Here is a 26,642-nt window from a genome sequence, read left to right as displayed (position 1 = left end):
GCGTTACTGTCAGTCGAGCAGGGAGATGGCGGTAGGGGCGTCGGCACCCTTCTCGGCCAGCTCTTCGAACTCGTTGATGGCGTCGATTTCCACACCCATGGCGATGTTGGTCACCCGCTCCAGGATGACTTCCACCACCACCGGCACCTGGTGCTCGGCCATCAGCGCCTTGGCCTGTTCGAAGGCGGGGGCGATGTCTTCCGGCTTGAATACCCGGATGGCCTTGCAGCCCAGGCCTTCCACCACGGCCTTGTGATCCACGCCGTACTCGCCCAGTTCCGGCGCGTTGATGTTCTCGAACGACAGCTGTACGCAGTAGTCCATGTCGAAACCGCGCTGGGACTGGCGGATCAGGCCCAGGTAGGAGTTGTTCACCAGCACATGGATGTAGGGCAGCTTGAACTGGGCACCCACCGCCAGCTCTTCGATCATGAACTGGAAGTCATAGTCGCCGGACAGGGCAACCACCTGGCGGCCCGGCTCGGCGGCGCACACCCCCAGGGCGGCCGGGATGGTCCAGCCCAGGGGGCCGGCCTGACCACAGTTGATCCAGTTGCGCGCCTTGTACACGTGCAGGAACTGGGCGGCGGCGATTTGCGACAGACCGATGGTGGACACATAGGTGGTGTCGCGACCGAAGGCCTTGTTCATCTCTTCATACACGCGCTGCGGCTTGACCGGGGTGTTGTCGAAGTGGGTCTTGCGCTGCAGGGTGCGCTTGCGCTCCTGGCACTCGGATACCCAGGCACTGCGATCTTTCAGCTTGCCGGCGGCTTTCCATTCCTTGGCGACTTCCACGAACAGCTTCAGCGCTTCGCCGGCGTCGGACACTATGCCCAGATCCGGGCCGAACACCCGGCCGATCTGGGTCGGCTCGATGTCCACGTGCACGAACTTGCGGCCCTTGGTGTAAACGTCGACAGAGCCGGTGTGGCGGTTGGCCCAGCGGTTACCGATGCCGATCACGAAGTCGGAGGCCAGCAGGTTGGCGTTGCCGTAGCGGTGCGAGGTCTGCAGGCCGCACATGCCGGCCATCAGCTCATGGTCGTCGGGAATGGTGCCCCAGCCCATCAGGGTCGGGATCACCGGCACGCTCAGCACTTCGGCGAATTCGGTCAGCAGTGCATCGGCATTGGCGTTGATCACGCCGCCACCGGATACGATCAGCGGCTTGTCGGCGGCGTTCAGCATGGTCAGGGCCTTTTCGACCTGGATGCGGGTGGCGGCCGGCTTGTAGGGGGTCATCGGCTGGTAGGCTTCCGGATCGAATTCGATCTCGGCCATCTGCACGTCGAAGGGCAGGTCGATCAGCACCGGGCCGGGGCGGCCGGAGCGCATAATGTGGAACGCCTGCTGGAAGGTACCGGGCACCTGGGCCGGTTCCATCACGGTGACCGCCCACTTGGCGACCGGCTTGGCGATAGACTCGATGTCCACGGCCTGGAAGTCTTCCTTATGCATGCGGGCACGCGGCGCCTGGCCGGTGATGCACAGGATCGGAATGGAGTCGGCGGAGGCCGAGTACAGGCCGGTGATCATATCGGTACCGGCGGGGCCGGAAGTACCGATACAGACCCCGATATTGCCCGGGTTGGCACGGGTATAGCCTTCGGCCATGTGGGAGGCACCCTCGACGTGGCGAGCCAGCACGTGGTTGATGGAGCCGAGACCCCGCAGCGCGGCGTAGAAGGGGTTGATGGCGGCGCCGGGAACGCCAAAGGCTTTGGTAACACCTTCCAGCTCCAGGATTTTAGCGGCTGCTTCGATTGCTTTCATTTTAGCCATAATCGGTATCCATTCATCTGAGGTGCTCTCGGCACCGTTGTTGATTGTCCATGGTGGTCGGTGCGCAGTTCCACCTGGTGAGGGCGGTTAACAACTGCGCAACCCATAGCCTGATGATACGAAAAAAAATGTGACGATCAACATATTTTTGGAAGTCATTTTTACAATGTGGAATTCATTGGATCGTTGGCTTGTGTTTCAGATAGTGAATTTTCAGTGTAAATATATGTTTTAAATCTGTTTTTGTGTTCGTTTCCCCGGCGGGATCCCGGTCGTGCCTTTTACTTTCTGTTTTATGGAATTTGTTTTTCTTTTTTAAGGAGAGACAGTCTGGCCAGAGGGAGGGCGTCGCGGAGTTAACCATAGCATCACTTTTACACTTTTTTATACATAAGTGTTTTAGTTTTTGTATGCAATTCTGGCGGGCCGATCGTCGGCTCCACTCCGACCCTGCCGGAGCCTGGTGACGACGGTTGTTGTGCGCCGCCCTTATTTCGGGTGCGCGGCGGGGTATAAAGAGGGGGAAAAGAGAAGCCTGCCCGGGCAACGGCGGCCAGATACGCCCGGCAAGGCGGTACCGGCCATGCCACCGAAGCCCGTGTCATGCGGGCTTAATACTTGGCTGGCATATATGGGCGTGGCGGTTTTCGCGCGGTTACACGCGGGTCGGCCTGGTCTTTCCCGCTCTTTTTTGTGCGGTGCACAAAAAAGAGCTTGTAAATGTTTTTTGTGCGGTGCAATAATGACCATGCGCGCCGAGAAAAAGTTGTGTGATGATGTTTTCCCTGTTGGCGTGCAGGGCTCATTGCCTTCCCATACTTCAGGAGACGTTACTATGTCATTGTTCGATTTTGAAAAACTGCAAAGTGCCCAACAAGCCAACCTGGATCTGGTGCAGAAGCTGAGCAGCAGCCTGTTTTCCAGCGCAGAGAAACTGGGCCAGCTGCAATACCAGGCCATCACCGAGCTGAGTGCGGCCCAGTTTGACTACGGCAGCAAGCTGCTGGCGGTGCGGGACCCCAAGGCTTTCTTCGAGCTGCAGACCGCTTTTTTCAGCCCCACTGCTCTGCTGGAACGCCAGCTGGCCTTCAACCGTGATGTATTCGCGCTGGTCACCGGTGCGCAGCAGGAAGTGAGCAAGTTCGGTGAACAGCAAGTCGCCGCCGGCAGCAAGCAGGTGGACGAACTGGTCGAGCAGTTCGCCAACAGCGTACCGGCCGCCGCCGAGCCTGCGGTTACCGCCCTGAAAACCGTGGTCAGCAACGCCAACGAAGCGTACGAAAGTGCCCAGAAGGCTGCGAAGGAAGCGGCCGATATCGCCGACAAGGCGGTGAAGCAGGCTGCGGAGAATTCCGAAAAAGCCGCCAAGCAAGTGGCCGAAGCCGCAGAAAAAGGCATCAATACCGTGGCTGCCGCCGCCTCCAATACCGCGACCGCGGCCGGCAAGACCACTCGTGGTGCGGCCAAAGCAAACTAAATAACAATCAATAACTTGTTGTTATCTCGTTTGAGGCGATAAGGATCACTCCTTATCGCCTTTTTTTGGATCGTTGGGGTCGGAACCGCCGCCCGGGAAGCCGCCGAACAGGCCGAACATGTTCTGGGTGTTGAGATAGAGGTTGCGGGACTGTTCCACGTACTGGCGCATCAGCTCCTGCATCATTGGCACCTGGCTGTGCATATACTCGGCCCAGGCCTTGGAGGACTGCATGCCGGCCTGGGCCTGGATATCGATCACCGACTGGATGCTTTCTTCCAGGTAGCTGCCCAGCACCCCCTGAAAGGGGCCATAGAAGCGGATGATGTTCTTCAGCATGTCGCTGGAGAAGATGGGATCGCCGTCACTTTCCGCCTCCTGGATGATCTGCAGCAGTATGCTGCGGGTCAGATCTTCGCCGGTTTTGGCGTCCACCACCTGAAAAGGCTCTTCTTCCTGCACCAGCCGACGGATGTCGGCCAGGGTGACGTGGCTGCTGGTATGGCTGTCGTACAGGCGGCGATTGGGGTACTTCTTGATAATGCGAACACTATCCTGCGGTTTGGACATGCGGCACTGGCTCTCGGCTGGCTGGGTTCAGGGCAGTGTATCCCAATCCCCGGGGGGGCTCAATTTGGCTGTGGTGCCCGCTGGCGCGGCGCACAGACCATGGCTGGAAACGGCCACACAGACGGTCAATATGGTTTTTTTCATGAGGAGCGTCTCAAAACAACAATGCCTGGAGGAAGGGGCTCAACGCATCAGGTACCTGGGGCCGGATGATCATTGAGGCTAAGCGGGCATTCTATGCCCCCTTATATCAATACTAATGTTTATGATAATTAACATTATTCATTTTATTTATCTTTCCATTCGCCAAGGCCCGGCCGCGCGGCGACCGGGAGCGGCATGAGCATAGGGCGGAGCGATAAAGCCTGCCCGTCTCCCCCTGGCGTCGGCGGAGAGCAAGGCGACGCCGGGACGGGCCGAGATCAGTCGTCGAGCAGGGTGCGGGAAAATTCCTCGAGGGGCTGGGGGCGGCCGAAGAAATAGCCCTGCAGGTAATGTACTTGCCGTGCCGCCAGGTAATCCACCTGGGCCTGGTTTTCCACGCCTTCCGCCACCATCTTGAGCTCGAGCCGGGTGGCCAGATCGATCACGTTGTCGACAAGGTGGCTGGAAAGGGCATCGACCCCGATCATGCCCACGAAGCTCCGGTCTATCTTGAGAAAATCCACCCGGAACTGTTGCAGGTAGGCCAGGCTGGAGTGACCGGTGCCGAAGTCGTCGATGGCGACCAGGACACCCAGGGCGCGCAGCTCGGCAAAGAGCCTGTCGGTGACGTCGTCGGCGACCACCAGCTCCCGTTCGGTCAGCTCCAGTACCAGCTTGACGGGATGGCCATCGAAGGCCGTGATGAACGCCCGGCAGTCATCCACCAGATCGAAGTCCCGACAGTGGCTGGCGCTGATGTTGAAGCCGAAGTGAAAACCGACCGGCAATTGCCGGGCCAGGGGGGCGAAGTGCTCCCGCACCTGGGTCATCAGGGCGCGGGTCATGGGAATGACGAGTCCGCTGTCTTCGGCCAGGGGGATAAAGCGGTCCGGCGGTATCATCCCCTGCCTGGGATGTTGCCAGCGCATCAGGACTTCACAACCGGTGCAACGCCGTTCCTGGCCGTCGACCACGAGCTGCAGAAAAGGCACGAACTCCTGATGCTGCAGCGCCCGTGCCAGCTCCTGGGCGGGGGAGATGGCGCGACCCAGCAGCCAGAACAGACCGAACCCGGCTCCCAGGCTGAACAGGGGAAGCAGGAGCAGGCTGCCACTGGAGTAGGTCCAGGCGTGGTGCCAGTAGTTCTGGCCGGAAAGGTGGGTGCCGAGCCGGTAGGCGTAGTCCGTGGAGGAGAGAGACAGTTCTTGCCCCGCCTGAGCCGGCAGACCCTCGTGAACCTGGCCGTCCGGCCCCATCCAGCGCGAGCCGACGACAAGGTGAAGCGGTGCGCCGTCGCCCGGCATGTCGAGGATATTGCGCAGGTAGTAGCCGTCTATCCCCACCAGCACGCTGTACTCCCCGGCCGGTTGGCGGTAGGCGATAAGGGGGTGGTTGGGGGTCACCCGGTTGCCGGGCATCAGGTTCAGCTGGCCTTCTATGAAGTCGTCGATCCGTGAGTCGGCCTGGTAGGAGCCGTAGAGGGAGGTGCAGTAGATAGTGCGGCCCCGGGCCAGGTTGACGGTGCGGACGTCCGGCACCGTCGCCACCTGCTCGCGCAGCCGCTGTTCCACCAGTTCGCAGGGCTGGCCGGCATGCTCTGCCACGGCATCGGCGGCGCGGTGGGCATGGTCCAGGGTCTGGTCCATCATCCGCCGGGCGTGATCCAGCCGGTTTTGGGCGTCCCGATGCAGTCCGCTTTGGGTCTGCCAGTAGATGATCCCCAGGCCCAGCAGGATGGGCAGCAGGCCGGCGAGCAGGGCCGCGGCCAAATGAAGGTAAAAACGGCGCAGCCTGGCGTGGTGGAATGGCATCTGGCCTCCCGGGTAGGAAATACGGACAATTCTATGTCATAAAGTCGGTTCCGACATACCGGAATCGGCTTTGTGATCAGTCCGTTACCCGATGAAACATAACATGGGGCCATGGGGCCGCTCAGCACAGGGCATGTTTCCAGGCGTGGGCCCCGTACCGACACAGCAGCGTTACCGCCAGCATGGCCAGCATCAGGACTGACAGCAGGCCGGGATAGCCCCAGAGGTCGAGCAACATTCCGGCGGCGGTGGCGACCAGCAGGCGGCCCAGGGCAAAGAGACTGGCCTGGATACCGTAATCGGTGGCGCGAGCCCTGGCGCGAGAAAAATGCATCATCAGTCCGAAGGTCAGGGCCGCCGCCATCCCCATGGCGGCAGAGAGCAGTACCACCCCCGGCAGGGTCAGCATGCCGGCCGCAGGGATCGCGACGGCGGCGGTCAGGGTCAGCAGTGCCAGCAGGCCGAGCAGGGCGACCCTCTGTACGGTCCGGACTATGCCCAGGTGAGCAGCCAGGCGCCCGCAGAGCAGGCTGGCGATGGCGGCGACGGTGCCGCCGCCAACCCCCGCTATCCAGGCGGCCTGCTCAACGGAAAAACCGTGGTCCAGCAGCAGGGGTTTGAGATAGAGCCAGGCTGCGGCCAGGCAGGGGAAGAAAAGCAGCAGCAGGCAGTTCCACAAGCCGCTGCCGTCCTGGCCGAAGTAGCCCAGCCAGATATTTTTTATGGTGCCTTGCGGAGGGGCTGGTTCCTGCCTGCCTTGTAGGGCCGGCAGCAGCAGGGCGATGGCGCTCCCCAGGGCGACCATCATCAGCATGAAGGGCGCTTGCCAGCCCCAGCGGGATTGGACCAGCAGCATCAGGCCGCCACCGGTGATAGCTCCCAGGCTCATGGCGCCGGAGCGGATGCTTCCGGCAAGCAGGCGCTGGTGGACGGGGATCAGGCGAATGGCCAGCGCGTTGAGCGGAATGTCGGCCCAGGTCAGTAGCAGGCCGGCGGTCAGTGCCAGGCCATAAAGATAACCCCGTTGCTCCAGCAGTGTCTGGCCCTGCCAGGCCAACCAGCCCAGGATGAGGATGACCCCGGCATTCAGCGCCAGCACCCAGACCTTGTAGCGGGGCGCGCCGTGACGGCGGCGTTCCACGGGGGCCGCCAGGGCGAACTTGAGCACGGCGGGCATGCCGGTCAGCATATAAAGCCCGATGTCGGTTCCCGACCAGCCGTGTTCGCGCATCAGCAACGGCAGCCCCAGCCACAGGTAGACGGCCGGCACGGCCAGGGCAAAGTTGCACCAGCCGAACATCGCCTGCCGGTAGAGTGCATGGGAATCACGAAGGGTCATGGACGCTTCCTGGCCAGCAAGACGTTCAGGGGAACCAGGGCGAACTCATGGTGACCGGCCTGGGCCACGGTGTCGAAGCCCGCCTGGTGCAGCAAGGCTTCCAGCTCCCCGGCGGTGGGTACGAAACGTCCGGCGAGCAGCAACGGCAGATAGTAGGGCAATACCCGGGCGTCCGTTTCCGCCTGTTGCGAGCGCTCCGCATGCAGGCTGATAAAGACGCCCCCCGGGGCCAGGGCTTCGTGGATTCGTCGCAGCAACCGCAGGGGATCGGTGGCAAAGTGCAGTACCGACGAACCCCAGATGATGTCGTAGCCCTGCCCCAGGTCGGCCTGATTCAGGTCGCCGTCCCGAGTATTGATGCGTTGCTGCAAACCGGCCGCCGCGATGTTTTCCCGAGCGATGGCGGCGGTCTCGGGCCATTCGAAGAGCGTGATCCCCAGTTGAGCATGGTGCAGCGCCAGGGCGATGGCGATCAGACCCGGGCCGCCTCCCAGGTCGAGCAGGGTCCGGGCGGTGGTGAACTCGGGTATGGCCGAACTCAGGGTTATCGCCGCCGGGGCGCTGACGGTGCGCTGCTCCTGGGCAAGCTGGCGGCGGGCCGCCCGGGCCCAGTCGTGGCCGGAAGCCAGGGGCGGGTTCCGCGCCGGCCGGGGAGAGTGCAGCTGGGATTCCAGGCCCGCCGCCGTCTGGCGCAGGGCCTGGTGGCGAAACAGCCAGGATTCGGTACAGCGATATTCGCCCTCACACCAGTAACGGCGGGAAAGGGCATTGACGCAATAACGGAATTCCGGGCAGCGGGGGTGCCGGTGGCGTTGCAGCAAGGCCATGCTCCACAGCAGCTCCAGCAGGTACTCGGTATTCGCCGTGACCCAGTTCAGCCGCGTGGCCAGCTCCCGGCCGGTGAGCGGCTGCTGTAGCCGGATGAACACGCCGGCTTCCAGAGCCAGTCGCAAGGCTTCCGCCCGAATGCCGGATGCCGCCAGATCCCAGTAAGGTTGCAGTTGGTGTTGAGCCGTCATCATTAGTTCTCCGCCGTTAATGGTATTCAGAAGTCGTAGCCGATTCGTATGCCGAACTGGCGTGGAGGGCTGTACACATCGACGAAGCCGTTCTGGAAGCCGTAGGTGTCGTACTGGCGCTCGAACAGGTTGTCGACATAGCCGGTGACATCCCATCTTCCCCAGGCTTTACCGAATGCCAGGTTGAGCAGGCCGAAGCCGGCCCGTGCGTGCCGGTTGGCGGCATCCACATAGAGACGGCTGCTGCCGGTGAGGCCGGCCTGGCCGTGCCAGCCGTCGGCATCCTGGTATCTGAGCCCCAGGCTGCCACTCAGATCCGGGGCGAAGGGGTTGTGGTTGCCCCGATAGTCATTGCCGCCGTCCATAAAGTGGCTGAAGCGGGTGCGGTTGTAAGCCAGCGCCACCAGCAGCGACCAGTCGTCGTTGAAGCGATAGTCGAGCTCCAGCTCGGCTCCGTTGGCATCGGCCTCGGCGGCGTTGGCGACATATACCACCCCGGGGAGCGGCATCTGTTGTACCTGCATGTCGTCAATGGTCATCTGATAGAGCGCCAGCGAATAGTTCAGTCGCTCGGCCAGGGCCGAGCCCCGGATGCCCAGTTCGAAGGAACGCACTTTTTCGGGATCGTAAGCCGGGTAGCCGCTGGCCACGGCCAGGGTGTTGAAGCCGCCGTTGCGGAAACCGTCGGCGATGGTGGCATAGAGGAGGTCGCCTGGCCGCCACTGGTATTGCAGGGCCAGGCTGGGAGACCAGCGATGCCATTGCTGCCGGCGCTCCTGCCCGCTCGCGGGAGTAAACGCGACCCTGTTCCGCTCTCCCCTGGCCCCCAGGGTCAGGGTCCAGTCATCCGCCAGAGGCAGGCTCAACTGGCCAAACAGCGCCTGGGTGCGCCCCTGCTGTCGGGCGTTGAGGGGCAGCGAGGCCAGCGGGTTTTTCTGTTCGCCGCCCAGCTCATGATCTTCCCGGTCGAGATACAGGCCCGCCACCCAGTCGAACCGGGAGGCATGGCCTTCCAGGCGCAGCTCCTGCGAGCGGGTATCGAAACGGTTGTCGCGACGGATATGGAACAGATCCTGTTGCCGGAAGTCGGTGTCCTGCTGTACCCGGTCGTGAAAGCGGTGATGGGCGGTGACGCTGTGCAGGCGCAGCTGGTCGCTGATGGCATGGACCACATTCAGCGACAACAGCCGCCCGGAGGAGCGGTTCCAGCTGTCGGTGCCGGACCTGACCCTGGCCCGCTCACCACCGGAATTCCCCCACAGGCTGGCGCCATCGTCGAAGCGGGTGGCCTGGTAGCGCAGGGTAGCTTCGCTCCCCGGCCCCGCCATCCAGCGCAGTGCCAGCCTGCCGCTGTAGCGGCGGCGATCGTCTTCCCGTGCGCCGCTAGCCTGGTTATCGATAAAACCGTCCTGCACCAGCCAACTGCCGGTTACCCCCAGATAGAGGATATCGTCCACCAGGGGCGTGGCCAGGTCGGCCCTGAGGTTGTGCTTGTGTTGTGTCGCCAGATCGAGGCTGACGCGGGCCCGCCGTTGATCGGGCGCCCGGCTGTGCAGGCTGATCACCCCGGCCTCGGCATTGCGCCCATACAGGCTGGACTGGGGACCGCGCAGCACTTCCAGCCGATCGAGTCCCAGCAGATCGCTGTCGAACCCCTGCGGCATAAACACCGGAACACCGTCCACCACCAGCAGGGCCGACGAGGAATAGGAAGCAAAATTCGAACTGAGCCCCCGGACGACCGGCGGGTTGATGCCGGACTGACCGAAGGGTTGGAAACTGAAGCCGGGGATCCGATAGCTCAGGGTATCGAGATCCTGAATGCCCGCGGCCTCGAGCTCGTCGCCATCGAACAGAGTAAAGGAAGAGGGCACCGAGCCGGCCTGTTGGGTGATTTTGGTGGCGGTGACGAGCACCGGGGGCAAACTGTATCCGGCTGCCGGTGAACCGGGCTCGGCCCAGGTCGCGCGGTACGGAAGCAGGTTCAGTAATACCAGGGCAAGCCCCGCCCTCGTCGGCCGATTAACTGCGCTGTCCACGGTATCCTCCGGACGTGTCGATTGATTTACCTGATACGGGAACAATATCAGAATCAATATTTGAGAATGGTTCTCATTAATATTATTATCGGCGGAATTTATATGGATTCCGTTGAGCACCATGGTGTGGCCGGATGTACGCCGGAAAGGTGGGGAGATATCGATGAGGTACCGTATTGCGGCGGAAGAGGCCGGACCGGGCCCGGCCCGGGGTGTTAACGGCTGGGAGGAGTACCGCTTGCCCGCCGAGGTGGGGGAGTGTTATTTCGAACGTTACCGGGTCGAACCCGGTTTCAGCCTGGTCCGTTCCCGTTACCGGCCCCACCATGATTTGGTGGAAAGCAGCCGCCAGCAGGAGGAGCAAAGGACCCTGATCATCACCCTCGGCCTGTGCGGAGATTCCCTGTATCGCGCCGACTCCGGTGAGCGTCTGCTGTTCCGGCGGGGCCAAACCACCGTGGCCTCTGTTCGCGCCAGCCAGGGGGAACGCTGCTTCAAGGCGGGAGAGCTGACTCGACAACTGCGCTTGATCGTGACTCAGGGTGCCCTGGATACTTATCTCGGCCAGGGCCGGGGCGAACAGCTGCTAGGGTCCTGCGCCGGTCGGGATGGCGCTCTTCGGCAGTTGGCGTTTTATCCCTGTCCGGCCAGCGTGAACCGGCACCTCGAGGTGCTGGACGATGCCGAACTCGGTAGCCGGGGCGGCGATCTTGAGCTGAAAATCCATGCCCTGTCGTTGCTGTCGGCCCAGTTGCAACGGCTGCGGGTACAGGCCGGCGATAAACCCCGGCTGGCTCCTGCGGAGGTTGCCCGGGTCGAGCAAGCGCAGGACATCATGTGCGAGGAAATGGACCAACCGCTGACCATTGCCTATCTGTGTGCCCGTGTCGCCTTGAGTGAATACAAGCTGAAGGAGGGGTTTCGCCGGTTGTATGGCACCAGCCCCTATCGCCGCCTGACCGCATTGCGCATGCAGCGGGCCCGGGAGTTGCTGGCCGGCGGCTGGCAGGTCGCCCAGGTGGCCTACCGGGTAGGTTATGCCCACCCGGGAAATTTCAGCGCCGCCTTTACCGGCTTCTTTGGCCGCAGCCCCAAGTCGGTGGCCGGGGAGCGGTAGAGGTAAGGCCGCCGGCTTGTCCGCCCCCGGTACCGCCTTCGGCCCTCGCATCTGCTATGATACCGTTTCTGCCAGAGACTCAACTTACATTAGGACGACAGATGCAGATTACCGACAACACCGTAGTACAGTTCAACTACACCCTGAAGGACGAACACGGCGAGGTGCTGGAAAGCAACGTCGGCCGGTCGCCGCTGGCCTATCTGCACGGCCACAACAATATGATGCCGGGGGTGGAAAAGGCTCTGCTCGGCAAGGAAGCCGGTGAGCCGTTCAGCGTGACCCTGCCGGCCGCCGAGACCTACGGTGAGCGCAAGGACGGCCTGACCCAGCGGGTGCCGGTCAAACACCTGAGTGGCGCCACGCGCTGGCAGCCGGGCATGACCGCCGTGGTGCATACCGATCAGGGCCAGCGCCAGGTGACCATCCTGAAAGTCGGCAAGTTCATGGCCGAGGTGGATCTCAACCACCCCCTGGCCGGTCGCACCCTGACTTTCGAACTGGAGGTGGTGTCGGTGCGCCCCGCCACCGAGGAAGAAATCGCCCACGGCCACGCCCACGGCGAAGGTGGTCACCACCACTGAGCGGATATCCGCCCATTAACGGAGTCGGACCGGGGCCGGCTTTTTGCTTTGTGCACCGGGCAAGGTCCGCCCCGGCTTCATGCCCAGCGCAGTACCAGGCCGTCCCGTACCGCGAAGCGGTCGAAATGGGATTTCACGGTGTCGGCCACCGCCGCCAGTTCGGCAGGGGTCGCCGCCGTGCAGCGCACCTCCAGGTGCCCGGCACCGGCATTCAGTTCGCAGCGGCCCATGGCGAACTGTACCCAGCCTTGCCGTTCCTGCCAGTCGGCCTCGACCTTGTGACGGAAGTGGATGCAGAGTTTCTTGATGTAGCCTTCTCCGTCCGGAGTGGCGATGCGAGCCAGGCAGTCAGCCATGGGGATCTCCTTGTGAGGGTTGAAAAGCAACCATTGTTTTTCCTGTTCATGAAGTCGCCAAAGGGGGCCTTCGCCCCCTGAACCATCAGAACCGGTAATTCGCGCTCAGGCGGATATCCCGGCCGGCCTCGGGCAGGCCGCTAGCGAGAGCGTCGAAGGGCGCGTAGCTGGCGTGATCCTGGTACTGTCTGTCGAACAGGTTTTGTACTGTCACGGCCAGGGTCAACTGATCGCCAGCCAGCGGACGCCAACGGGCATAGAGATCGTGCACCCCGTAACCGGGCTTTTGCTCGAATCCGGGGGCCAGGGTGGTCAGGCGCTCCCGGAAGGTGCCGGTCCAACCCAGGTCCACGCTGTCTACGGGACGAAAGTCCAGGCTGGCGACCCAGGTGTCGCCTACGCTGGTACCAAGGGCCATGTCAAAGTCGCTCAGCGGTACACCGTCGAGTTCAGGGCGGCTCTGGCTGTAGCTCAGGCCAGCACTGACGCGGCTCCAGTCGTAGCCTATGCCGGCGGTAAAGCCCTTGGTTTTCAGCTTGCCCAGGTTGTTCAGTTGGGGGGGCAGGGGACGTGCTCTGTAGACGATACCGACCACATTGTCGATCTCGGTAACGAAGGCTTCGGCATTCAGGCGCAGCCCACCATTACGGTAGGTCACGCCCAGTTCGTAGTTGTCGGCGACTTCTTTCGTGCGATCGGTCGCATGTTCGTAGTAGTCCAGTACAAACAATTCTTTGATCTGGGTGCCGCGCATGGCCCGGGCCCAGCCTCCATGCAGGATCAGCTCATCGGTGACATCCAGGCTGAAGCCCAGGTTGGGGCTGAACCCGGACTCGCTGAAGCTGTTGCCGGTAAACTCTTCGTCCAGCTCATACCAGTCGTACCGGGCGCCGGCGCTCAGCATCAGACGGCTGGTTACCTGGAAATGATCCTGCAGGTAGAGGCCGGTCACGCTGCCGGTTTCTCTGGATGCGTTGAGCTTGCCCTCGTCATGACGGTGATCCACGCCGTAGGTCAGGCTGTGGGCGTCCAGCCTGCTGGTATTGCGTAGATCGGCACCATAGCTGTCTATGGTGCCAAAGCTTCTGCCAAAACGAGGGTGGTTGGTGTGCTCCAGTGATGCCTCTGTATTGTACAGGGTCAGCTCCAGATCCATCAGGTCGTTACTGGCGGCGTTAAAGCCGTATTTTCCGGTGATGGTCTCCCGAATCACTTTCTGATCGAAAACCGGGTTGCCGGCGCTGGCCACCCAGTGCGGGCGGTGCTTGCGGAAGGCTTCGTCCTGGTTTCGTTCATAGCTCAAGGTCAGCTTTTGCTCGTCGGTCAACTGCCCAACAACCTTGGCAAAGCCGGTCAGTACGTCGGACTCGGTGTAGCGCTGAGAGTTGCCGTCGCCATCCTTATAGTCGCCGAGCTTGGTCTTGGACAGGGTCGCCAGAGCGCTCCAGTCGTCGGTCAGGTAGCCGTAAACACTGCCCGAAGTTCTGTAACCGTCGGTATTGCTGAAGTAGCCGGTCTGGATCATGGCACCTGCCCGCTGGCTCGGACGCAGCAGATCGGTGGGATCCTTGGTGATAAAGCGAATGGCACCACCCAGTGCACCCGGGCCGTTGGTGGCCTCACCGGCACCGGCGGAGACTTCCACCTGCTTGAGCAACTCGGGGGCTACGGTTAGTCGACCCTGGTGATGGAACAGATAGCCAGCCTGAGTGGCACCGTCGATGCTGACATTGAGCAGGGTATCTTCCAGGCCGCGAACGTAAATCTTCTGGGTAACTGGTGACGAGCCCCCCCCTACCGCAATCTCAGGATTGCCGGAGAAAATGTCGGCTGCGTCAGTGGCCTGTGTTTTCTCCAGGGTTTCCTGGCCGATCAGAATGTCGGTGTCCGGCGCGGTGCGGCTGTCGGTGACATTGACGGTTGCCAGGGTGGTTACCTCGTTGGCGGCCAGGGGGGCGGACACCATGCCCGCGATGGCCAGAGCCAGCAGGCTGGGTTTGTGATTGCTGCTAAACACGTCGTCAACCTCTTCAAACAAGAATTATTATCAAATGATTAGGGTTCGTATTCTTTTTTAATGAAGCGGCAAAGGGAAACGGTTTTACAATTGTTACATCATTCCGGTGCCGGCCCGGTCAGCGCCATTCAGGGGAGCCGGGTGCTCATGTGTAGCCCGCCTTCGATCCGGTTGCCGACCTTTTATTCCTGTTGCCCTGGCCCGAGGAAATAAACCGTCATTGAACAGCCCCCACGCAAAAAAAAAAGCCGGGGCAGGCCCCGGCTGGTGCTACTGGCTGATAGTCAGCGCATGGTCACGAACTCTTCCGCCGCGGTGGGGTGGATGGCCCCACACAGGCGTCGAAGTCGGCCTTGGTGGCGCCCATCTTCACCGCCACCGCAAAGCCTTGCAGGATTTCGTCCATGCTGAAGCCGATGCCGTGGATGCCTACCACCTTCTCGTTGTCGCTTAGGACCCATCCACATGGCTCATACATCTATACTGCAAGCCTTTAATACTTGGCCGGTGGCGTGCGCGGATTTCTGTTGACGATGGGGATTTTCAGGCCTCAAGCAACACGCCGCACGGACTTGCGGGCTCTTTTTGAGTGGGTGTAGCGGAAAAGATCCTTCGGATCGTTACCGTCGTTGCATTCCCCCCAAGGTACCAGCTCAATGCGTGTACCGAGGTTACGTTTTTCCACCTGCTCGTTGATGTAGCGCAGGGTCGAGTAATCTTCCAATGCGAAACCTACCGAATCGAAGATGGTTATCTGTTCATCGCTATCGCGCCCCTGGATTTGGTTCGCCAGTACACGCCAAAGATCACATACCGGAAAGTCGTCCGACATTTGCTGGATGTCTCCCTCGACACGGGTTTGTGGCTCATATTCGACGAATACCTTGCCTGCCCTGAGTACATCTGCGTGCAGCTCGGTCTTGCCCGGACAGTCTCCGCCCACACCGTTGATGTGCATGCCGGGTTCGATCATGTCTGGAGTCAATATAGTTGCATAGGCTTTGTCGGCGGTTACCGTGGTGACGATGTCGGCGCCACGGACGGCGTCGGCGGTGGAGCTAGCCTGGATGATCTTGAGTGATGGATAGGCGGACAGGTTGCGGATGAGTTTTTCTGTAGCCAGCGGGTCTACGTCATATGCCACAATTTCTTCAATACCCAAGTGGTAGTGGAAGGCTAGCGCTTGGAACTCGCTTTGCGCGCCGCTGCCAATCAGTGCCATGCGGCGGGAGCCAGGACGGGCGAGGGCCCGTGCGGCCATGAGTGAAGTGGCGCAAGTACGCAATGCAGTAGCTACGGTCAGCTCCGAGAGGAGTATTGGGTAGCCGGTCTCGACATCGGCCAGAACGCCAAAGGCCATGACGGTATATAGGCCACACTGGGTATTCTTGGGATGGCCATTCACATACTTGAAGGCATAGCGTTTGGTGTCTGATACCGGCATCAGTTCAATGACTCCGATGTCGGAATGGTTGGCTACACGGGCCGACTTGTCGAATTCAGGCCACCGGATAAAGTCGTCGCGGATTGTGTCGGCGAGGTCTCCGATCATCTGGGCGATGCCGATATCCTGAATAAGGCTCGACATGGTCGGAACGTCCACGAAACGGGTCATAAATCTCTCCATCAGTAAAAGAGGTTGAAAGCTAGGGGGCAGTTCTGCCATCCCCCCGGTGGTAATACTGCCGGCAACGTCGATCATGGTGGTGAGCACTAGGGGCGATATTCAGATGGTGATACACCTGTCGCCAGTTCGCGTTGTCGACACCTTAAGGTCATTCCACCAATGTCAGCTATTGGGCGGAACGTCGGTGCTTAATCAGTTGGGTTCGTCAAAACAGCCTTTGTCCGGGAAGCCTTGTAAGGCCGTATTTCTCCGCTTCGCAGGCGTAACCAGTAGGAGTCCAAGTCCATTTTGACTTCCGGAGCCAGGATATAGAGCCCGATAATGTTGATAATGGCCATCGAGAAGAACAAGGCGTCGGTCAAGTCAATCACTGTTCCGAGCTGTAAGGTCGCTCCAATGACGGTGAAACCGCAGAAGATTAGCCGCAGGAACAGTTCTATTCTCGGGCTTTCGCCGAACAGATATGTCGAGGCCTTCACCATGTAGTAAGAGGAGGCGATGATGGTAGACAAGGCAAACAGGATGACGATTATGGCCAGCAAGTAGGGGAACCAGCCGATAACGGTCGCGAAGGCCGCCGAGGTTAGCTGCACACCGTCCAGCCCTTCCTGGGTGTAGACGCCGGTGATGATGATAACCAGCGCGGTAGCTGTGCAGATTACTACGGTATCGATGAAAGGCTCATACAGGGCAACCAGGCCCTCGGTAATCGGTTCCTTTGTGCGTACCGCTGAGTGGGCGATGGCGGCTGTGCCGACGCCAGCTTCATTGGAGAAAGTGGCGCGGCGCATACCCTGGATCATCACCCCGATGATGCCTCCTGCGACGCCTTCGGGAGCGAAGGCTCCGGTAATGATGGTGGCGAAGGCTGCTGGTACCTGACCGATGTGAGTGGCGATGATGACCAGCGTGGCTGACAGGTAGACAATGCCCATAAACGGCACCAGTACTTCGGTAACATGCGCAATGCGCTTTATGCCGCCGATGATCACTACCCCCACGACGACGGCGACGACCAGGCCGAACAGCCAGGCCTTGTCGGCGAAAAAGCTGGCCTCGCCACCGGTGACGTTGACGAACTGCTGATAGGCTTGATTGATTTGGAACATGTTGCCGCCACCCAGCGTGCTGCCGATCATGCAGATGGCGAAAAACGCCGCTAGAAATTTGCCGAAACCGCTCATGTTGCGCTTGGCCAGCCCCTTGCTCAGGTAGTACATGGGGCCACCCGAAATAGAGCCGTCGGGATTCTCGTTGCGGTACTTGACCCCCAGGGTACACTCCACAAATTTGGTAGACATGCTAAACAGGCCGACCAAGATCATCCAGAAGGTGGCCCCTGGGCCGCCAAGGGAAATGGCGACGGCGACCCCGGCAATGTTGCCTAGGCCAATGGTACTAGACAACGCAGTTGCCAACGCCTGGAAGTGCGATACCTCGCCGCTGGATCTGGGGTCGGTATAGTCGCCGCGGATTAGTTTCAGGGCATGGCCGAGAGCCCGAAAGTTGATAAAACGGAAGTAGAAGGTGAAGAAGATCGCGGCAATGGCCAGCCAGAGCACGATCAACGGTATCTGTGCCCCTGCAATGGACACGGTATAGAAAATGATCGACACCGCGATATTGGCGATCGGCTCCATGATGGAGTTGATGGTCGCGTCGATACCACTCTTGTCCTGTGCGAAAGCGGCCGGCATGAGCAGCAGCATGAGGCCGGCGAATAGTACTCTCATTATCATCATTGACTCCTTGGTAATTACCTGTGGTTTCAGGGCTTGACCGTTATTGGTGCGTTCTGAACGGCCCCGGACTCCTTGGTCAGCCCAATTAGTACTCCGGCCGGGTCGTGGTAACCCGGCGCCCGGGCTTCAATGCCCTTGGTTTGTACTGGTGCTCGACTTCCTCTGTGCACGGTGTTTCTAGGGAGAGAACCTCCTTGGGATGAATGACTGTTGAGATCACATTCTCGATGACGGAAGGCGCCACTGGTTTGGTTCGGGCTGGGACGAACTTGGTGGTGCTTCGTCGGCCACTGCCGTTTATCCCTCCGACCAGCAGGCTGCTTCATGACGACATCTCTTACTCATATCTCATGGAGTTGATGTTGAGCTGGCGTGTTTGTTGGGGGCGCTCAAGGATTGTTCTCGAACCCTTGAAGGGTATTCACGGCGTTGATACCGATTTCATCAACCATGTAGCCACCCTCCATGACGAAAAGCGTCGGGGTTCGAATGCTAGCGATTTGCTCCCCCATGCGGAGGAAGTCTTCGCTGGTGAGTCGGAAGTGACTGATTGGATCATCCTCGAAGGTATCAACGCCAAGGGATACGATCAGAAAATCGGGCTTGTACGTCACGATGCGATCCAGGGCATTCTTCAGTGCTTCGCGGTAACGATCCCAACCAGTCCCCTTTGCCAAGGGGTAGTTAGCGGTAAAGCCGGTGCCCTGGTCTATTCCTTGCTCGTGTGCGAATCCTGAAAAATATGGGTAGGAGACATGCGGGTCACCGTGGAGGGAGACGAAAAAGACATTGGCGCGGTCGTAAAAGATGTTCTGGGTGCCATTTCCGTGATGAAAGTCGACGTCCAGCACGGCGACTCGCTTTGCGCCTCGACTCAGACAACGCTCTGCTGCAATGGCGGCATTGTTGAGGTAGCAGTAGCCGCCCATATACTCTCGTGCCGCATGGTGACCCGGAGGCCGACACAGAGCGAAAGCGCTGTGACCTCCATTTATAATGGTTTCCATAGCGGTTAGCGCCACGTTGGCACTACTGCGCACGGCTTTCCAGGTACCAGCAGTGATGGGCGCACCTGCATCCATGGCATAGAAACCGAGCTTGCCATCGATAAATCCCGGTTCTTGGTCGATGGCCAGGTCTCGGACCGGCCAAACCAGCGGTAGCGCGTCATGCGTTTTTCCCGTTGCTGTCCATTCCGTCCAGGCATTTTCAAGGAATGTCACATAGCGCTCACTGTGGGCTGCGATATAGCAGGAACGGTCGAACTCTCGCTCGCCAATGATCTCTCCCAGGCCAGTGCTTTGGACTCGGGCCAATATCGTTTCGGCACGTTGAGGGTTTTCGAAGGAAGGCGTTATGGCGCCATCTTTAAGTTCTGAGCCGTGGTGGAGGAGATGTTTGGAACTGAAGACTGTCAGCATACTTAGAATCCTCTTGCCGTTGGGAAATATTAATGTGAGTAAAATTCTTTCACTTGTTAGCAGAAAATGCTTTGCCTTTTACTCATATATTCACGAAGATTGAGCCAAGTTTTTCTTCTTTGTGCGCATTATGAGAAAAGAAATTGCTTCAGAAGATCTTGATGGGGTCGACCGAACCCTGCTCCGTCTATTGCAGGATGATGGCACTCTGTCTAGTTCGGCCTTGGGAGAGCGTCTATCGATGACAGTGACGCCGTGCTGGCGCCGCCGTAAGCGTTTGGAAGACCTGGGATATATAAAGGACTATCAGGCCAATCTGGATCGTCGGAAGCTGGGTTTTGACGTGTTGGCGTTTGCTCAAGTCCGCTTTGGTGATCACTCCACGAGTGCTCCTGATGAGTTTGAGCGAGTGATCCTCCGGTTACCAGAAGTTCTGTCTTGCCACAAAGTGTCTGGAGAAGCGGACTATGTACTGACTGTGCTGGCTGCCGATCTGGAGAGCTATGGACACTTCGTCGAGGATGTTTTGCGCAGGCAGCCAGGTATTGCATCCATTCAATCAAGTTTTGCACTACGAGAAATCAAGGCTATTACGCGTATACCGGTTCCGGAATAGGGACGGCGAAGGGCGGATAAAAATAAGGCCGGATGTACCGGCCTTGGTCACTGCAACCCCGCTCAGCGCATGGTCACGAATTCTTCCGCCGCGGTGGGGTGGATGGCCACACAGGCGTCGAAGTCGGCCTTGGTGGCGCCCATCTTCACCGCCACCGCAAAGCCTTGCAGGATTTCGTCCATGCCGAAGCCGATGCCGTGGATGCCTACCACCTTCTCGTTGTCGCCCGCGCACACCAGCTTCATCTTGCAGGGCTGGCGGTGGCGGGTGACGGCGGTGTACATGGCGGTGAAGGAAGAGGTATACACCTTGACGTTGTCGTCGCCGTACTGGGCCCGGGCCTGGGGCTCGGTCATGCCCATGGTGCCGATGGGCGGGTGGCTGAACACCACGGTCGGCACCAGATCGTAGTCCATTTTGGCCTCGGGCTGGTTGTTGAACAGCCGCTCGGACAACTGGCGCCCGGCCTTTACCGCCACCGGGGTCAGCTCCACATAGCCGATGTTGTCACCCACGGCGTACACGCCCGGGGCCGTGGTGTTCTGGTACTCGTCCACCTTGATGTAGCCGTGCTGGTCCACCGACACGCCGGCGGCCTCCAGGTTCAGGCCCTGGGTCAGCGGGCGGCGGCCGATGGCCCAGATCAGGCAGTCCACGGTGAGGGACTCGCCGTTCTCCAGGTGCAGGGTCAGGCTGCCGTCGGCCTGCTTTTCCACGCTCTTGGGCACGGAATGGGTGTGCAGTTGCGGGCCTTCGGTGGCCATGACTTCCACCAGGGTGTCGGTGATCAGGGGATCGAAGCTGCGCAGCGGCGCCTGCTTGCGCACCAGCAGGTGGGTTTCGGAGCCGAGCGCGTTCAGCACTCCGGCCAGTTCCACCGCGATGTAGCCGGCGCCGACCACCGCCACCCGCCCGGGCTGCTCGGTCAGTGCGAAGAAACCGTTGGAGTCTATGCCGTATTCGGCGCCGGGAATATGGGGAATGATGGGCTCCCCGCCGGTGGCGATCAGGATATGGTCGGCGCTGTATTGCTCGCCATTCACCTCCAGGGTACGGGCATCCTTGAAGCGGGCGAAGCCCTTGATCACGGTCACCTTGTTGTTGTCCAGCACCCGGTCATAGGACTGGTGGATGCGACCGATATAGGCCTGGCGGCTTTCCACCAGCCGGGCCCAGTCGTGGCCCTTGAGATCCACGTCGAAGCCGTAATCGGCGGCGTAGAGCTTGACCGCCTCGGCGACCTGGGCGCCGTGCCACATGACCTTCTTCGGTACGCAGCCCACGTTGACGCAGGTGCCGCCCAGATCCTTGGCTTCAATCAGCGCCACTTTCTTGCCGTACATGGCCGCCCGGTTGGCGGAGGCGATGCCGCCGCTGCCGCCGCCGATGGCGATATAGTCGAAATGTTGTGCCATATGTCTGCTCCCTGGATAAGTGGGGGTCAATTAAAGCTGTTGGCCGATTGTACACCAAGTCTTGTTAAAGCTGACGGTCAGTAAATAACCGAATTCGCGGTCAATTGGAGGGCGACGGCACGAAAAGCTTGAACATTGGCGCCGCTGTCACCATGTTAGGGGGTATTCCCTCGATTGCCTGCGAGCAAGGCGACGGCCAAAACAATAAGAGGTACAGGACCATGACGAATCCGCTACTTACCATGGACGGCCTGCCGCCGTTCAGCCAGATCAAGCCGGAACACATCAAGCCGGCGGTGGAGCATGCCATTGCGGATTGCAAGAAGCGGGTGGAAACGGTGCTGGCGCGCCACGAAGAGTTCACCTGGGACAACCTGGTGGCGCCGCTGGAGGAAGTGAACGATCATCTGAGCCGGATCTGGTCGCCCGTCGGCCACCTGAACGGGGTGATGAACAGCGAAGCGCTGCGCCAGGCCTATGAGTCCTGTCTGCCGCTGTTGTCCGAGTACCACACCTGGATGGGCCAGCACGAAGGCCTGTTCGCCGCCTACCAGGGGCTGGCGGAGCGGGACGACTTCAAGAAGCTGAGCCTGGCCCAGCAGAAGGAAGTGGACAATACCCTGCGTGACTTCCGGCTGTCGGGCATCGCCCTGGAAGCGGAGCAGAAGCAGCGCTTCGGGGAAATCCAGGCCCGGCTGTCGGAACTTTCCTCCACCTTTTCCAACCGGGTACTGGATGCCACCCAGGCCTGGTTCAGGCACATCACCGACCGGGCCCTGCTGGCCGGCCTGCCTGAATCCGCCCTGGCGGCGGCCGAAGCCCAGGCCAGGGCGCGGGAGCTGGACGGCTGGGTGTTCACCCTCGACATCCCCTCCTACCTGCCGGTGATGATGTACGCCGACGATGCCGCCCTGCGCGAGGAGCTGTACCGGGCCTACTGCACCCGGGCGTCCGATCAGGGCCCCTCCGCCGGCGAGTTCGACAACACCGCCGTGATCGAGGAGATACTGGCGCTCAAGCAGGAGCTGGCCCGGTTGCTCGGCTACGACAGCTACGCCCAGGTATCCCTGGCCACCAAGATGGCCCGGAGCGAGCAGCAGGTGCTGGACTTCCTCGAGCAACTGGCCAGCCGCTCTCACCCCCAGGGTGAGGCCGAACTGGCCGAGCTGACCGCCTTTGCCCGCGAACAGCACGGCGTCGAGCGGCTTAACGCCTGGGATATCAGTTATTACGCCGAAAAACTCAAGCAGCACAAATACGCCATCTCCGATGAAGAGCTGCGCCCCTACTTCCCCGAGCACAAGGTGGTTCACGGCCTGTTCGAGACCGTGAAGCGGTTGTTCGGCATCAAGGTCAAGGAGCGCTTCGGAGTCGAGGTGTGGCACCCGGACGTGCGTTTCTTCGACATTTACGATGAAACCGGCGAGCTGCGCGGCAGTTTCTATCTGGATCTCTACGCCCGCGCCAACAAGCGTGGCGGCGCCTGGATGGACGACTGCATCGGCCGCCGCTACCGGGAGGACGGCAGCCTGCAAAAACCGGTGGCCTACCTCACCTGCAACTTCAACGGCCCGGTGGGCGACCAGCCCGCCCTGTTCACCCACAACGAGGTGCTGACCCTGTTCCACGAGTTCGGCCACGGTATCCACCATATGCTGACCCGGGTGGACGTAGCCGGGGTGGCCGGCATCAACGGCGTGGCCTGGGACGCGGTGGAGCTGCCCAGCCAGTTCCTGGAAAACTGGTGCTGGCAGCCCGAGGCGCTGGCCTTTATCTCCGGCCATTACCAAACCGGCGAGTCGCTGCCGGCGGACATGCTGGAACGGATGCTGGCGGCGCGCAATTTCCACTCGGCGTTGATGATGCTGCGCCAGCTGGAGTTCGCGCTGTTCGACTTCCGCCTGCATATGGCGGGGGATGGCTCCCAGCCGGGGCGGGTACAGGCCATCCTGAACGAGGTGCGCAACAGGGTGTCGGTACTGCCGCCGCCGCCGTTCAACCGCTTCCAGCACAGTTTCTCCCACATCTTCGCCGGCGGTTATGCGGCGGGCTATTACAGCTACAAGTGGGCCGAGGTGCTGTCCAGCGATGCCTTCGCCCGCTTCGAGGAGGAAGGGGTGTTCTCGGCGAAAGTAGGCCGCGACTTCCTGCATGCGGTGCTGGAGCAGGGCGGTTCCAAGGAGCCGATGGAGCTGTTCAAGCAGTTCCGCGGCCGGGAGCCGAAGATAGATGCCCTGCTGCGGCATTCCGGCATCGCCGCCTGAATACTGTGCAAAAGGTGGCTTGGTCCACCTTTTTCCTCTCCCCGTCTGGCCAACTTCGGGGAAGATGGGGTATACACCAGGTATAGGTACCGGGCCCGGGATAATAGTCGACAAGATGGAAAGCATGGTTTCGTCATGGTTTAACCTGTGGTGCCTGGATCAGCTGGTTGAACAGAAGGTGGCTGACGGCGCCTTGTTGTGTCGATTTCAGGACGATGGTTGGCAGCCCGTCCTGGCGGTGGGGGATGCCTCTTCCAGCGTGAGTCTGGTGGGCCTGAACCGTTCCCGGGGGCCGTTGCCTGGGAGCCAGTGCCGGGCGCTGAGAATGGCGGCCGGGTATTTGTTACCGCTCGGCTCCGGTTACCCCGGGTATGCGCTGTTGTTCGTCTGGCAGCACAAAGGCCGCCATTTGCCCTTTTCTACCTGGCTTAATCTGTTCCGGGCCGTGTTCAGCCAGAATGACAGGAGCATGGCTGGCGCCGGCTTGCTCACCCTGCTCAATCATCTGCCGTTGCCGCTGCTCAAACTGACCCCCACCGGCATCATCCACTGGTGCAATGATCAGATCCGGCAGGTCTTGGGCTATGAGGCTGCCGAACTGCAGGAACGTTCTGTCTGCCACATCACCCATGCCGCCGACTGGCCCGAGACCCTGCGCCTTTATCAACGCCTCTGCCTGGAGCCCGGTCAGAGCATGGCCACGTTGGAAAAACGATTCTTGCACAAAGACGGCCGCCAGTGGTGGGGGCGGGTGCACATGACCCTGGTGAGCGACGACCGGGGCAGGCCCGACCATATAGTGGCCCTGCTGGAAAATCTGGAGCAACCGGGGCGGAATGAAGGGGGCCCGCCGTTGAGCCAGAGCCTGGAGCCATTCCGTCCGGAAGGCCTGATGGTGTGTGACGACAGTGGCCGTATTACGGCAGTCAATCCGGCGTTTGAGCGGATCACCGGCTATTCCCGGAAAGAGGTGATCGGGCGTTTTCCCTCGCTGCTAAAATCGGGCATGCACTCCAAGGCCTTCTATCGGCAGATGAATGAATCCTTGCGGGAGCGTGGCAACTGGCAGGGCGAAGTGTGGAACCGGCGTAAAAACGGCCAGGTCTTTCCGGAGTGGCTCAAGATTACCACCCTGAAACGCCAGGACAGGGTTTGTCAGTATCTGGCGGTATTCAGCGATATCAGCGACAGTAAAGCGATCACGCAGCCGGCCTTGCAAACGGAAGAAGACGGCCTCACCGGTCTGGCGAACAGGGCCAGTTTTCACCGCCGGCTGAGCCAGTGCTGCCGGCGACGGGAGCCCTTTGCGCTGATGATCCTGGATCTCAACAACTTCCGGCTGTTCAATAATGCCATGAACCACAGGGTAGGGGATCAGGTACTGAGGGAGGTGGCCCTGCGGTTGCAAAGCCGGTTGCGTGGTGGTGACTTCCTGGCCCGTATCGGCAGTGACGAATTCGCCATCCTGGTGCCCGGCATCGTGCAGCACCGTCAGGCGCGCATCTTCGGCAAGCACCTGCTGGGAGCCCTCAACCGGCCGCTTCGCCTGGCCAACCAGCACCTCTATGTGGATGCCACCCTGGGGGGAGCGCTCTGGCCCGGTGTCGAGGAGGAAGACGCCGAGAGCCTGCTGCAGCAGGCGGAGCAGGCGTTGTTCGGTGCCAAACAGAAGAAGCAGCCCCTGGCCCTGTACGACCGCCAGCTCAATCGGGTGCAGAGTCGTCGGCTGCGGCTGCAGCATGAGCTGGTGGAAGCCATCAAGCAAGGCAACCTCTGCCTGCACTACCAGCCCATCGTTGCCGCCGAATCCGGTGACATCATCAAACTGGAGGCTCTGGTGCGCTGGCAGCACCCCAGCCTGGGCTCTGTTTCCCCCGCAGAGTTCATACCGGTGGCGGAAGAGTGCGGTATGGTACAGGCCCTGGGCGACTGGGTGCTGAACCGGGCCTGCGCAGACCTGCGCCGGTTGCAGCTGGCGGGCTATGGCCTGGCGATGTCGGTGAACCGCTCCAGCCTGGAGTTCCAGAGCCTGGGACTGGACGGCGGCGAATGGCTGTCGGTAATCCATCAGTACGGACTGTCGCCCCGACATATCATCTTCGAGATCACCGAGTCCCTGTTCATGCAGGGCAATGAGCAGCACCTGGAGCGGATCCGTGCCTTGCGTGAGGCGGGCTGCCGCATCGCCATCGATGACTTCGGTACCGGCTATTCGGCGCTCAACTACCTGCGCGCCTTTCCCATCGATCTGGTCAAGATAGACAAGAGCTTCATCGACCATCTGCCCGGTAACCGGCGCGACGGCCTGCTGCTGGAAGGCATACTGCGCATTATCGGCGACCTGGGCATGTCGGTGGTGATCGAGGGGGTGGAAACCGAGGCCCAGGCTGCGTATCTTGCCGCCCAGCCCTGCCATTACCTGCAGGGTTATTTGATCGCCCGGCCCTTGGCCATTCGTGAATTGCTACCTTTTTTGGAGTCCTATGCCGGACACTCAGCACCTGGTACAGATTAGCCTGGAAGACCCCGCCCTGGCGGATGAAGCCAACCAGTTGGCGCAGACCCTGGCCGGGGTGACGACCCCGGCGCCCTTCGCGCTGGTGTTCAGCGCGGGGCGGCTGGAGCTGCGCAAGTTGGACGAACCCCGGCTCGGCGCCATTTATGTGGATTTCGTGGCCGGCGCCGTGGCGCACCGGCGCAAGTTCGGCGGCGGCCGAGGGCAGAGCATCGCGCGGGCGGTGGGGCTCAAGCACGGCCACAACCCGAGCGTGGTGGACGGCACTGCCGGCCTGGGGCGGGACGCCTTCGTACTGGCCTCATTGGGCTGTGTCGTGACCCTGTGCGAACGCCATCCGGTGGTGCATGCCCTGCTGGCCGACGGCCTGCGGCGGGCGGCCCTGGACGAAGAGATTGGTCCCTGGGTGAACGCGCGGTTGCGGCTGCTGCCCTTCGGCCAGGGCCTGGTGGATATCACCGAGGTACCGGATGTGGTCTACCTGGACCCCATGTTCCCCCACAAGAAGAAAACGGCGCTGGTGAAGAAGGAGATGCGGGTATTCCACTCCCTGGTGGGCCCGGATGAAGACGCCGACGCCCTGCTGCCCCAGGCGCTGCGCCTGACCCGTGCCCGGGTGGTGGTGAAGCGACCGGATTACGCCGGTTTCCTCAACGGGATCAAACCCTCGGCACAGATCGAAAGCAAGAACAACCGATTCGATCTTTATGTGAAGGAAGCGCTGTAGGGCCCGGCTTCTTGCCTAGAGGATGAAATAGCCGGCCAGTCCCCACAAACAGCCAGG

General features: G+C 60.9%; 19 protein-coding genes and 1 pseudogene. 7 read left to right on the top strand and 13 right to left on the bottom strand.

The window, feature by feature from the left end:
• Positions 1-9 precede the first annotated feature (9 nt).
• Positions 10-1,785 (bottom strand): glyoxylate carboligase, encoded by a 1,776-nt coding sequence (gene gcl / locus ACEVBK_RS18880; protein WP_375056417.1) that lies wholly within the window; start codon positions 1,783-1,785, stop codon positions 10-12.
• 835 nt (positions 1,786-2,620) lie between these two features.
• Here gcl and phaP point away from each other — a divergent pair.
• The gene (phaP, locus tag ACEVBK_RS18875) at positions 2,621-3,262 is read left to right on the top strand and encodes a TIGR01841 family phasin (RefSeq protein ID WP_375056416.1); all 642 of its coding nucleotides are present in this window, start codon (positions 2,621-2,623) and stop codon (positions 3,260-3,262) included.
• A 45-nt stretch (positions 3,263-3,307) separates the two neighbouring features.
• Here phaP and phaR read toward each other — a convergent pair whose 3' ends face one another.
• The 5 genes from phaR to ACEVBK_RS18850 all read right to left on the bottom strand — a co-directional run bounded on the left by phaR (position 3,308) and on the right by ACEVBK_RS18850 (position 10,061).
• Positions 3,308-3,832 carry a polyhydroxyalkanoate synthesis repressor PhaR gene (gene phaR, locus ACEVBK_RS18870; protein ID WP_375056415.1) on the bottom strand — a complete coding sequence of 175 codons (525 nt, stop codon included), beginning with the start codon at positions 3,830-3,832 and terminating at the stop codon, positions 3,308-3,310.
• Positions 3,833-4,254: 422 nt separating this feature from the next.
• Complete coding sequence (locus ACEVBK_RS18865) at positions 4,255-5,787, bottom strand: EAL domain-containing protein (RefSeq protein ID WP_375056414.1); 1,533 nt, start codon at positions 5,785-5,787, stop codon at positions 4,255-4,257.
• A 121-nt stretch (positions 5,788-5,908) separates the two neighbouring features.
• Positions 5,909-7,126 carry an MFS transporter gene (locus tag ACEVBK_RS18860; RefSeq protein WP_375056413.1) on the bottom strand — a complete coding sequence of 406 codons (1,218 nt, stop codon included), beginning with the start codon at positions 7,124-7,126 and terminating at the stop codon, positions 5,909-5,911.
• Positions 7,123-8,148, bottom strand: coding sequence for a methyltransferase (locus ACEVBK_RS18855; RefSeq protein WP_375056412.1), 1,026 nt, complete (start codon positions 8,146-8,148; stop codon positions 7,123-7,125). The genes ACEVBK_RS18860 and ACEVBK_RS18855 overlap by 4 nt, the downstream gene beginning before the upstream one ends.
• A 23-nt stretch (positions 8,149-8,171) precedes the next feature.
• Positions 8,172-10,061 (bottom strand): TonB-dependent receptor, encoded by a 1,890-nt coding sequence (locus ACEVBK_RS18850; protein ID WP_375058607.1) that lies wholly within the window; start codon positions 10,059-10,061, stop codon positions 8,172-8,174.
• A gap of 286 nt (positions 10,062-10,347) precedes the next feature.
• On the opposite strand from ACEVBK_RS18850, the gene ACEVBK_RS18845 reads away from it, so the two are divergent.
• Positions 10,348-11,301, top strand: coding sequence for a helix-turn-helix transcriptional regulator (locus ACEVBK_RS18845; RefSeq protein ID WP_375056411.1), 954 nt, complete (start codon positions 10,348-10,350; stop codon positions 11,299-11,301).
• 101 nt (positions 11,302-11,402) lie between these two features.
• On the top strand, positions 11,403-11,885 hold the full coding sequence (locus ACEVBK_RS18840; RefSeq protein WP_375056410.1) for a peptidylprolyl isomerase: 483 nt from the start codon (positions 11,403-11,405) through the stop codon (positions 11,883-11,885).
• A gap of 77 nt (positions 11,886-11,962) precedes the next feature.
• Here the strand turns inward: ACEVBK_RS18840 and ACEVBK_RS18835 are convergent, their stop codons facing one another.
• The 6 genes and pseudogenes from ACEVBK_RS18835 to ACEVBK_RS18810 all read right to left on the bottom strand — a co-directional run bounded on the left by ACEVBK_RS18835 (position 11,963) and on the right by ACEVBK_RS18810 (position 19,048).
• Positions 11,963-12,241: a DUF2218 domain-containing protein gene (locus ACEVBK_RS18835; RefSeq protein ID WP_375056409.1), complete on the bottom strand. Its 279-nt coding sequence runs from the start codon at positions 12,239-12,241 to the stop codon at positions 11,963-11,965.
• Positions 12,242-12,326: 85 nt separating this feature from the next.
• Positions 12,327-14,258 carry a TonB-dependent receptor domain-containing protein gene (locus ACEVBK_RS18830; RefSeq protein ID WP_375056408.1) on the bottom strand — a complete coding sequence of 644 codons (1,932 nt, stop codon included), beginning with the start codon at positions 14,256-14,258 and terminating at the stop codon, positions 12,327-12,329.
• A gap of 284 nt (positions 14,259-14,542) precedes the next feature.
• Positions 14,543-14,700, bottom strand: a pseudogene (locus ACEVBK_RS18825) (glutathione-disulfide reductase); the annotation flags it as partial.
• Between the two features lie 108 nt (positions 14,701-14,808).
• Positions 14,809-15,960, bottom strand: coding sequence for an ornithine cyclodeaminase (locus tag ACEVBK_RS18820; protein WP_375056407.1), 1,152 nt, complete (start codon positions 15,958-15,960; stop codon positions 14,809-14,811).
• Positions 15,961-16,073: 113 nt separating this feature from the next.
• Positions 16,074-17,618, bottom strand: a complete 1,545-nt coding sequence (locus ACEVBK_RS18815; RefSeq protein WP_375056406.1) for an alanine/glycine:cation symporter family protein — start codon at positions 17,616-17,618, stop codon at positions 16,074-16,076.
• Between the two features lie 398 nt (positions 17,619-18,016).
• The gene (locus ACEVBK_RS18810; RefSeq protein WP_375056405.1) at positions 18,017-19,048 is read right to left on the bottom strand and encodes a histone deacetylase family protein; all 1,032 of its coding nucleotides are present in this window, start codon (positions 19,046-19,048) and stop codon (positions 18,017-18,019) included.
• Positions 19,049-19,178: 130 nt separating this feature from the next.
• Between ACEVBK_RS18810 and ACEVBK_RS18805 the strand changes: the two genes are divergently transcribed.
• Entirely contained in the window at positions 19,179-19,664 is a 486-nt protein-coding gene (locus ACEVBK_RS18805; RefSeq protein ID WP_375056404.1) for an Lrp/AsnC family transcriptional regulator, read from the top strand.
• A 62-nt stretch (positions 19,665-19,726) separates the two neighbouring features.
• Here ACEVBK_RS18805 and gorA read toward each other — a convergent pair whose 3' ends face one another.
• Entirely contained in the window at positions 19,727-21,079 is a 1,353-nt protein-coding gene (gorA, locus tag ACEVBK_RS18800) for a glutathione-disulfide reductase (protein ID WP_375056403.1), read from the bottom strand.
• Positions 21,080-21,300: 221 nt separating this feature from the next.
• Here gorA and prlC point away from each other — a divergent pair, with 221 nt between their 5' ends.
• From prlC to ACEVBK_RS18785, 3 genes are all read left to right on the top strand, one after another.
• On the top strand, positions 21,301-23,343 hold the full coding sequence (gene prlC / locus ACEVBK_RS18795; protein ID WP_375056402.1) for an oligopeptidase A: 2,043 nt from the start codon (positions 21,301-21,303) through the stop codon (positions 23,341-23,343).
• Positions 23,344-23,467: 124 nt separating this feature from the next.
• Complete coding sequence (locus tag ACEVBK_RS18790; RefSeq protein ID WP_375056401.1) at positions 23,468-25,858, top strand: putative bifunctional diguanylate cyclase/phosphodiesterase; 2,391 nt, start codon at positions 23,468-23,470, stop codon at positions 25,856-25,858.
• Positions 25,827-26,585: a class I SAM-dependent methyltransferase gene (locus tag ACEVBK_RS18785; RefSeq protein ID WP_375056400.1), complete on the top strand. Its 759-nt coding sequence runs from the start codon at positions 25,827-25,829 to the stop codon at positions 26,583-26,585. The genes ACEVBK_RS18790 and ACEVBK_RS18785 overlap by 32 nt, the downstream gene beginning before the upstream one ends.
• The last annotated feature ends 57 nt before the right edge of the window (positions 26,586-26,642 follow it).

The organism is Zobellella sp. DQSA1, assembly GCF_041950555.1.
In the GTDB taxonomy this organism is placed as follows: Bacteria; Pseudomonadota; Gammaproteobacteria; order Enterobacterales; family Aeromonadaceae; genus Oceanimonas.
The sequence above is the reverse complement of the archived record's forward strand: the minus strand, read 5'-3'. Positions and strand labels throughout refer to the sequence as shown.

Excerpts from the sequence above, each read along its gene's own strand:
- gcl (WP_375056417.1), bottom strand. The coding sequence starts at position 1,785 with ATGGCTAAAATGAAAGCAATCGAAGCAGCCGCTAAAATCCTGGAGCTG.
- phaP (WP_375056416.1), top strand. The coding sequence starts at position 2,621 with ATGTCATTGTTCGATTTTGAAAAACTGCAAAGTGCCCAACAAGCCAAC.
- phaR (WP_375056415.1), bottom strand. The coding sequence starts at position 3,832 with ATGTCCAAACCGCAGGATAGTGTTCGCATTATCAAGAAGTACCCCAAT.
- ACEVBK_RS18865 (WP_375056414.1), bottom strand. The coding sequence starts at position 5,787 with ATGCCATTCCACCACGCCAGGCTGCGCCGTTTTTACCTTCATTTGGCC.
- ACEVBK_RS18860 (WP_375056413.1), bottom strand. The coding sequence starts at position 7,126 with ATGACCCTTCGTGATTCCCATGCACTCTACCGGCAGGCGATGTTCGGC.
- ACEVBK_RS18855 (WP_375056412.1), bottom strand. The coding sequence starts at position 8,148 with ATGATGACGGCTCAACACCAACTGCAACCTTACTGGGATCTGGCGGCA.
- ACEVBK_RS18845 (WP_375056411.1), top strand. The coding sequence starts at position 10,348 with ATGAGGTACCGTATTGCGGCGGAAGAGGCCGGACCGGGCCCGGCCCGG.
- ACEVBK_RS18840 (WP_375056410.1), top strand. The coding sequence starts at position 11,403 with ATGCAGATTACCGACAACACCGTAGTACAGTTCAACTACACCCTGAAG.
- ACEVBK_RS18835 (WP_375056409.1), bottom strand. The coding sequence starts at position 12,241 with ATGGCTGACTGCCTGGCTCGCATCGCCACTCCGGACGGAGAAGGCTAC.
- ACEVBK_RS18820 (WP_375056407.1), bottom strand. The coding sequence starts at position 15,960 with ATGATCGACGTTGCCGGCAGTATTACCACCGGGGGGATGGCAGAACTG.
- ACEVBK_RS18815 (WP_375056406.1), bottom strand. The coding sequence starts at position 17,618 with ATGAGAGTACTATTCGCCGGCCTCATGCTGCTGCTCATGCCGGCCGCT.
- ACEVBK_RS18810 (WP_375056405.1), bottom strand. The coding sequence starts at position 19,048 with ATGCTGACAGTCTTCAGTTCCAAACATCTCCTCCACCACGGCTCAGAA.
- ACEVBK_RS18805 (WP_375056404.1), top strand. The coding sequence starts at position 19,179 with ATGAGAAAAGAAATTGCTTCAGAAGATCTTGATGGGGTCGACCGAACC.
- gorA (WP_375056403.1), bottom strand. The coding sequence starts at position 21,079 with ATGGCACAACATTTCGACTATATCGCCATCGGCGGCGGCAGCGGCGGC.
- prlC (WP_375056402.1), top strand. The coding sequence starts at position 21,301 with ATGACGAATCCGCTACTTACCATGGACGGCCTGCCGCCGTTCAGCCAG.
- ACEVBK_RS18790 (WP_375056401.1), top strand. The coding sequence starts at position 23,468 with ATGGTTTCGTCATGGTTTAACCTGTGGTGCCTGGATCAGCTGGTTGAA.
- ACEVBK_RS18785 (WP_375056400.1), top strand. The coding sequence starts at position 25,827 with ATGCCGGACACTCAGCACCTGGTACAGATTAGCCTGGAAGACCCCGCC.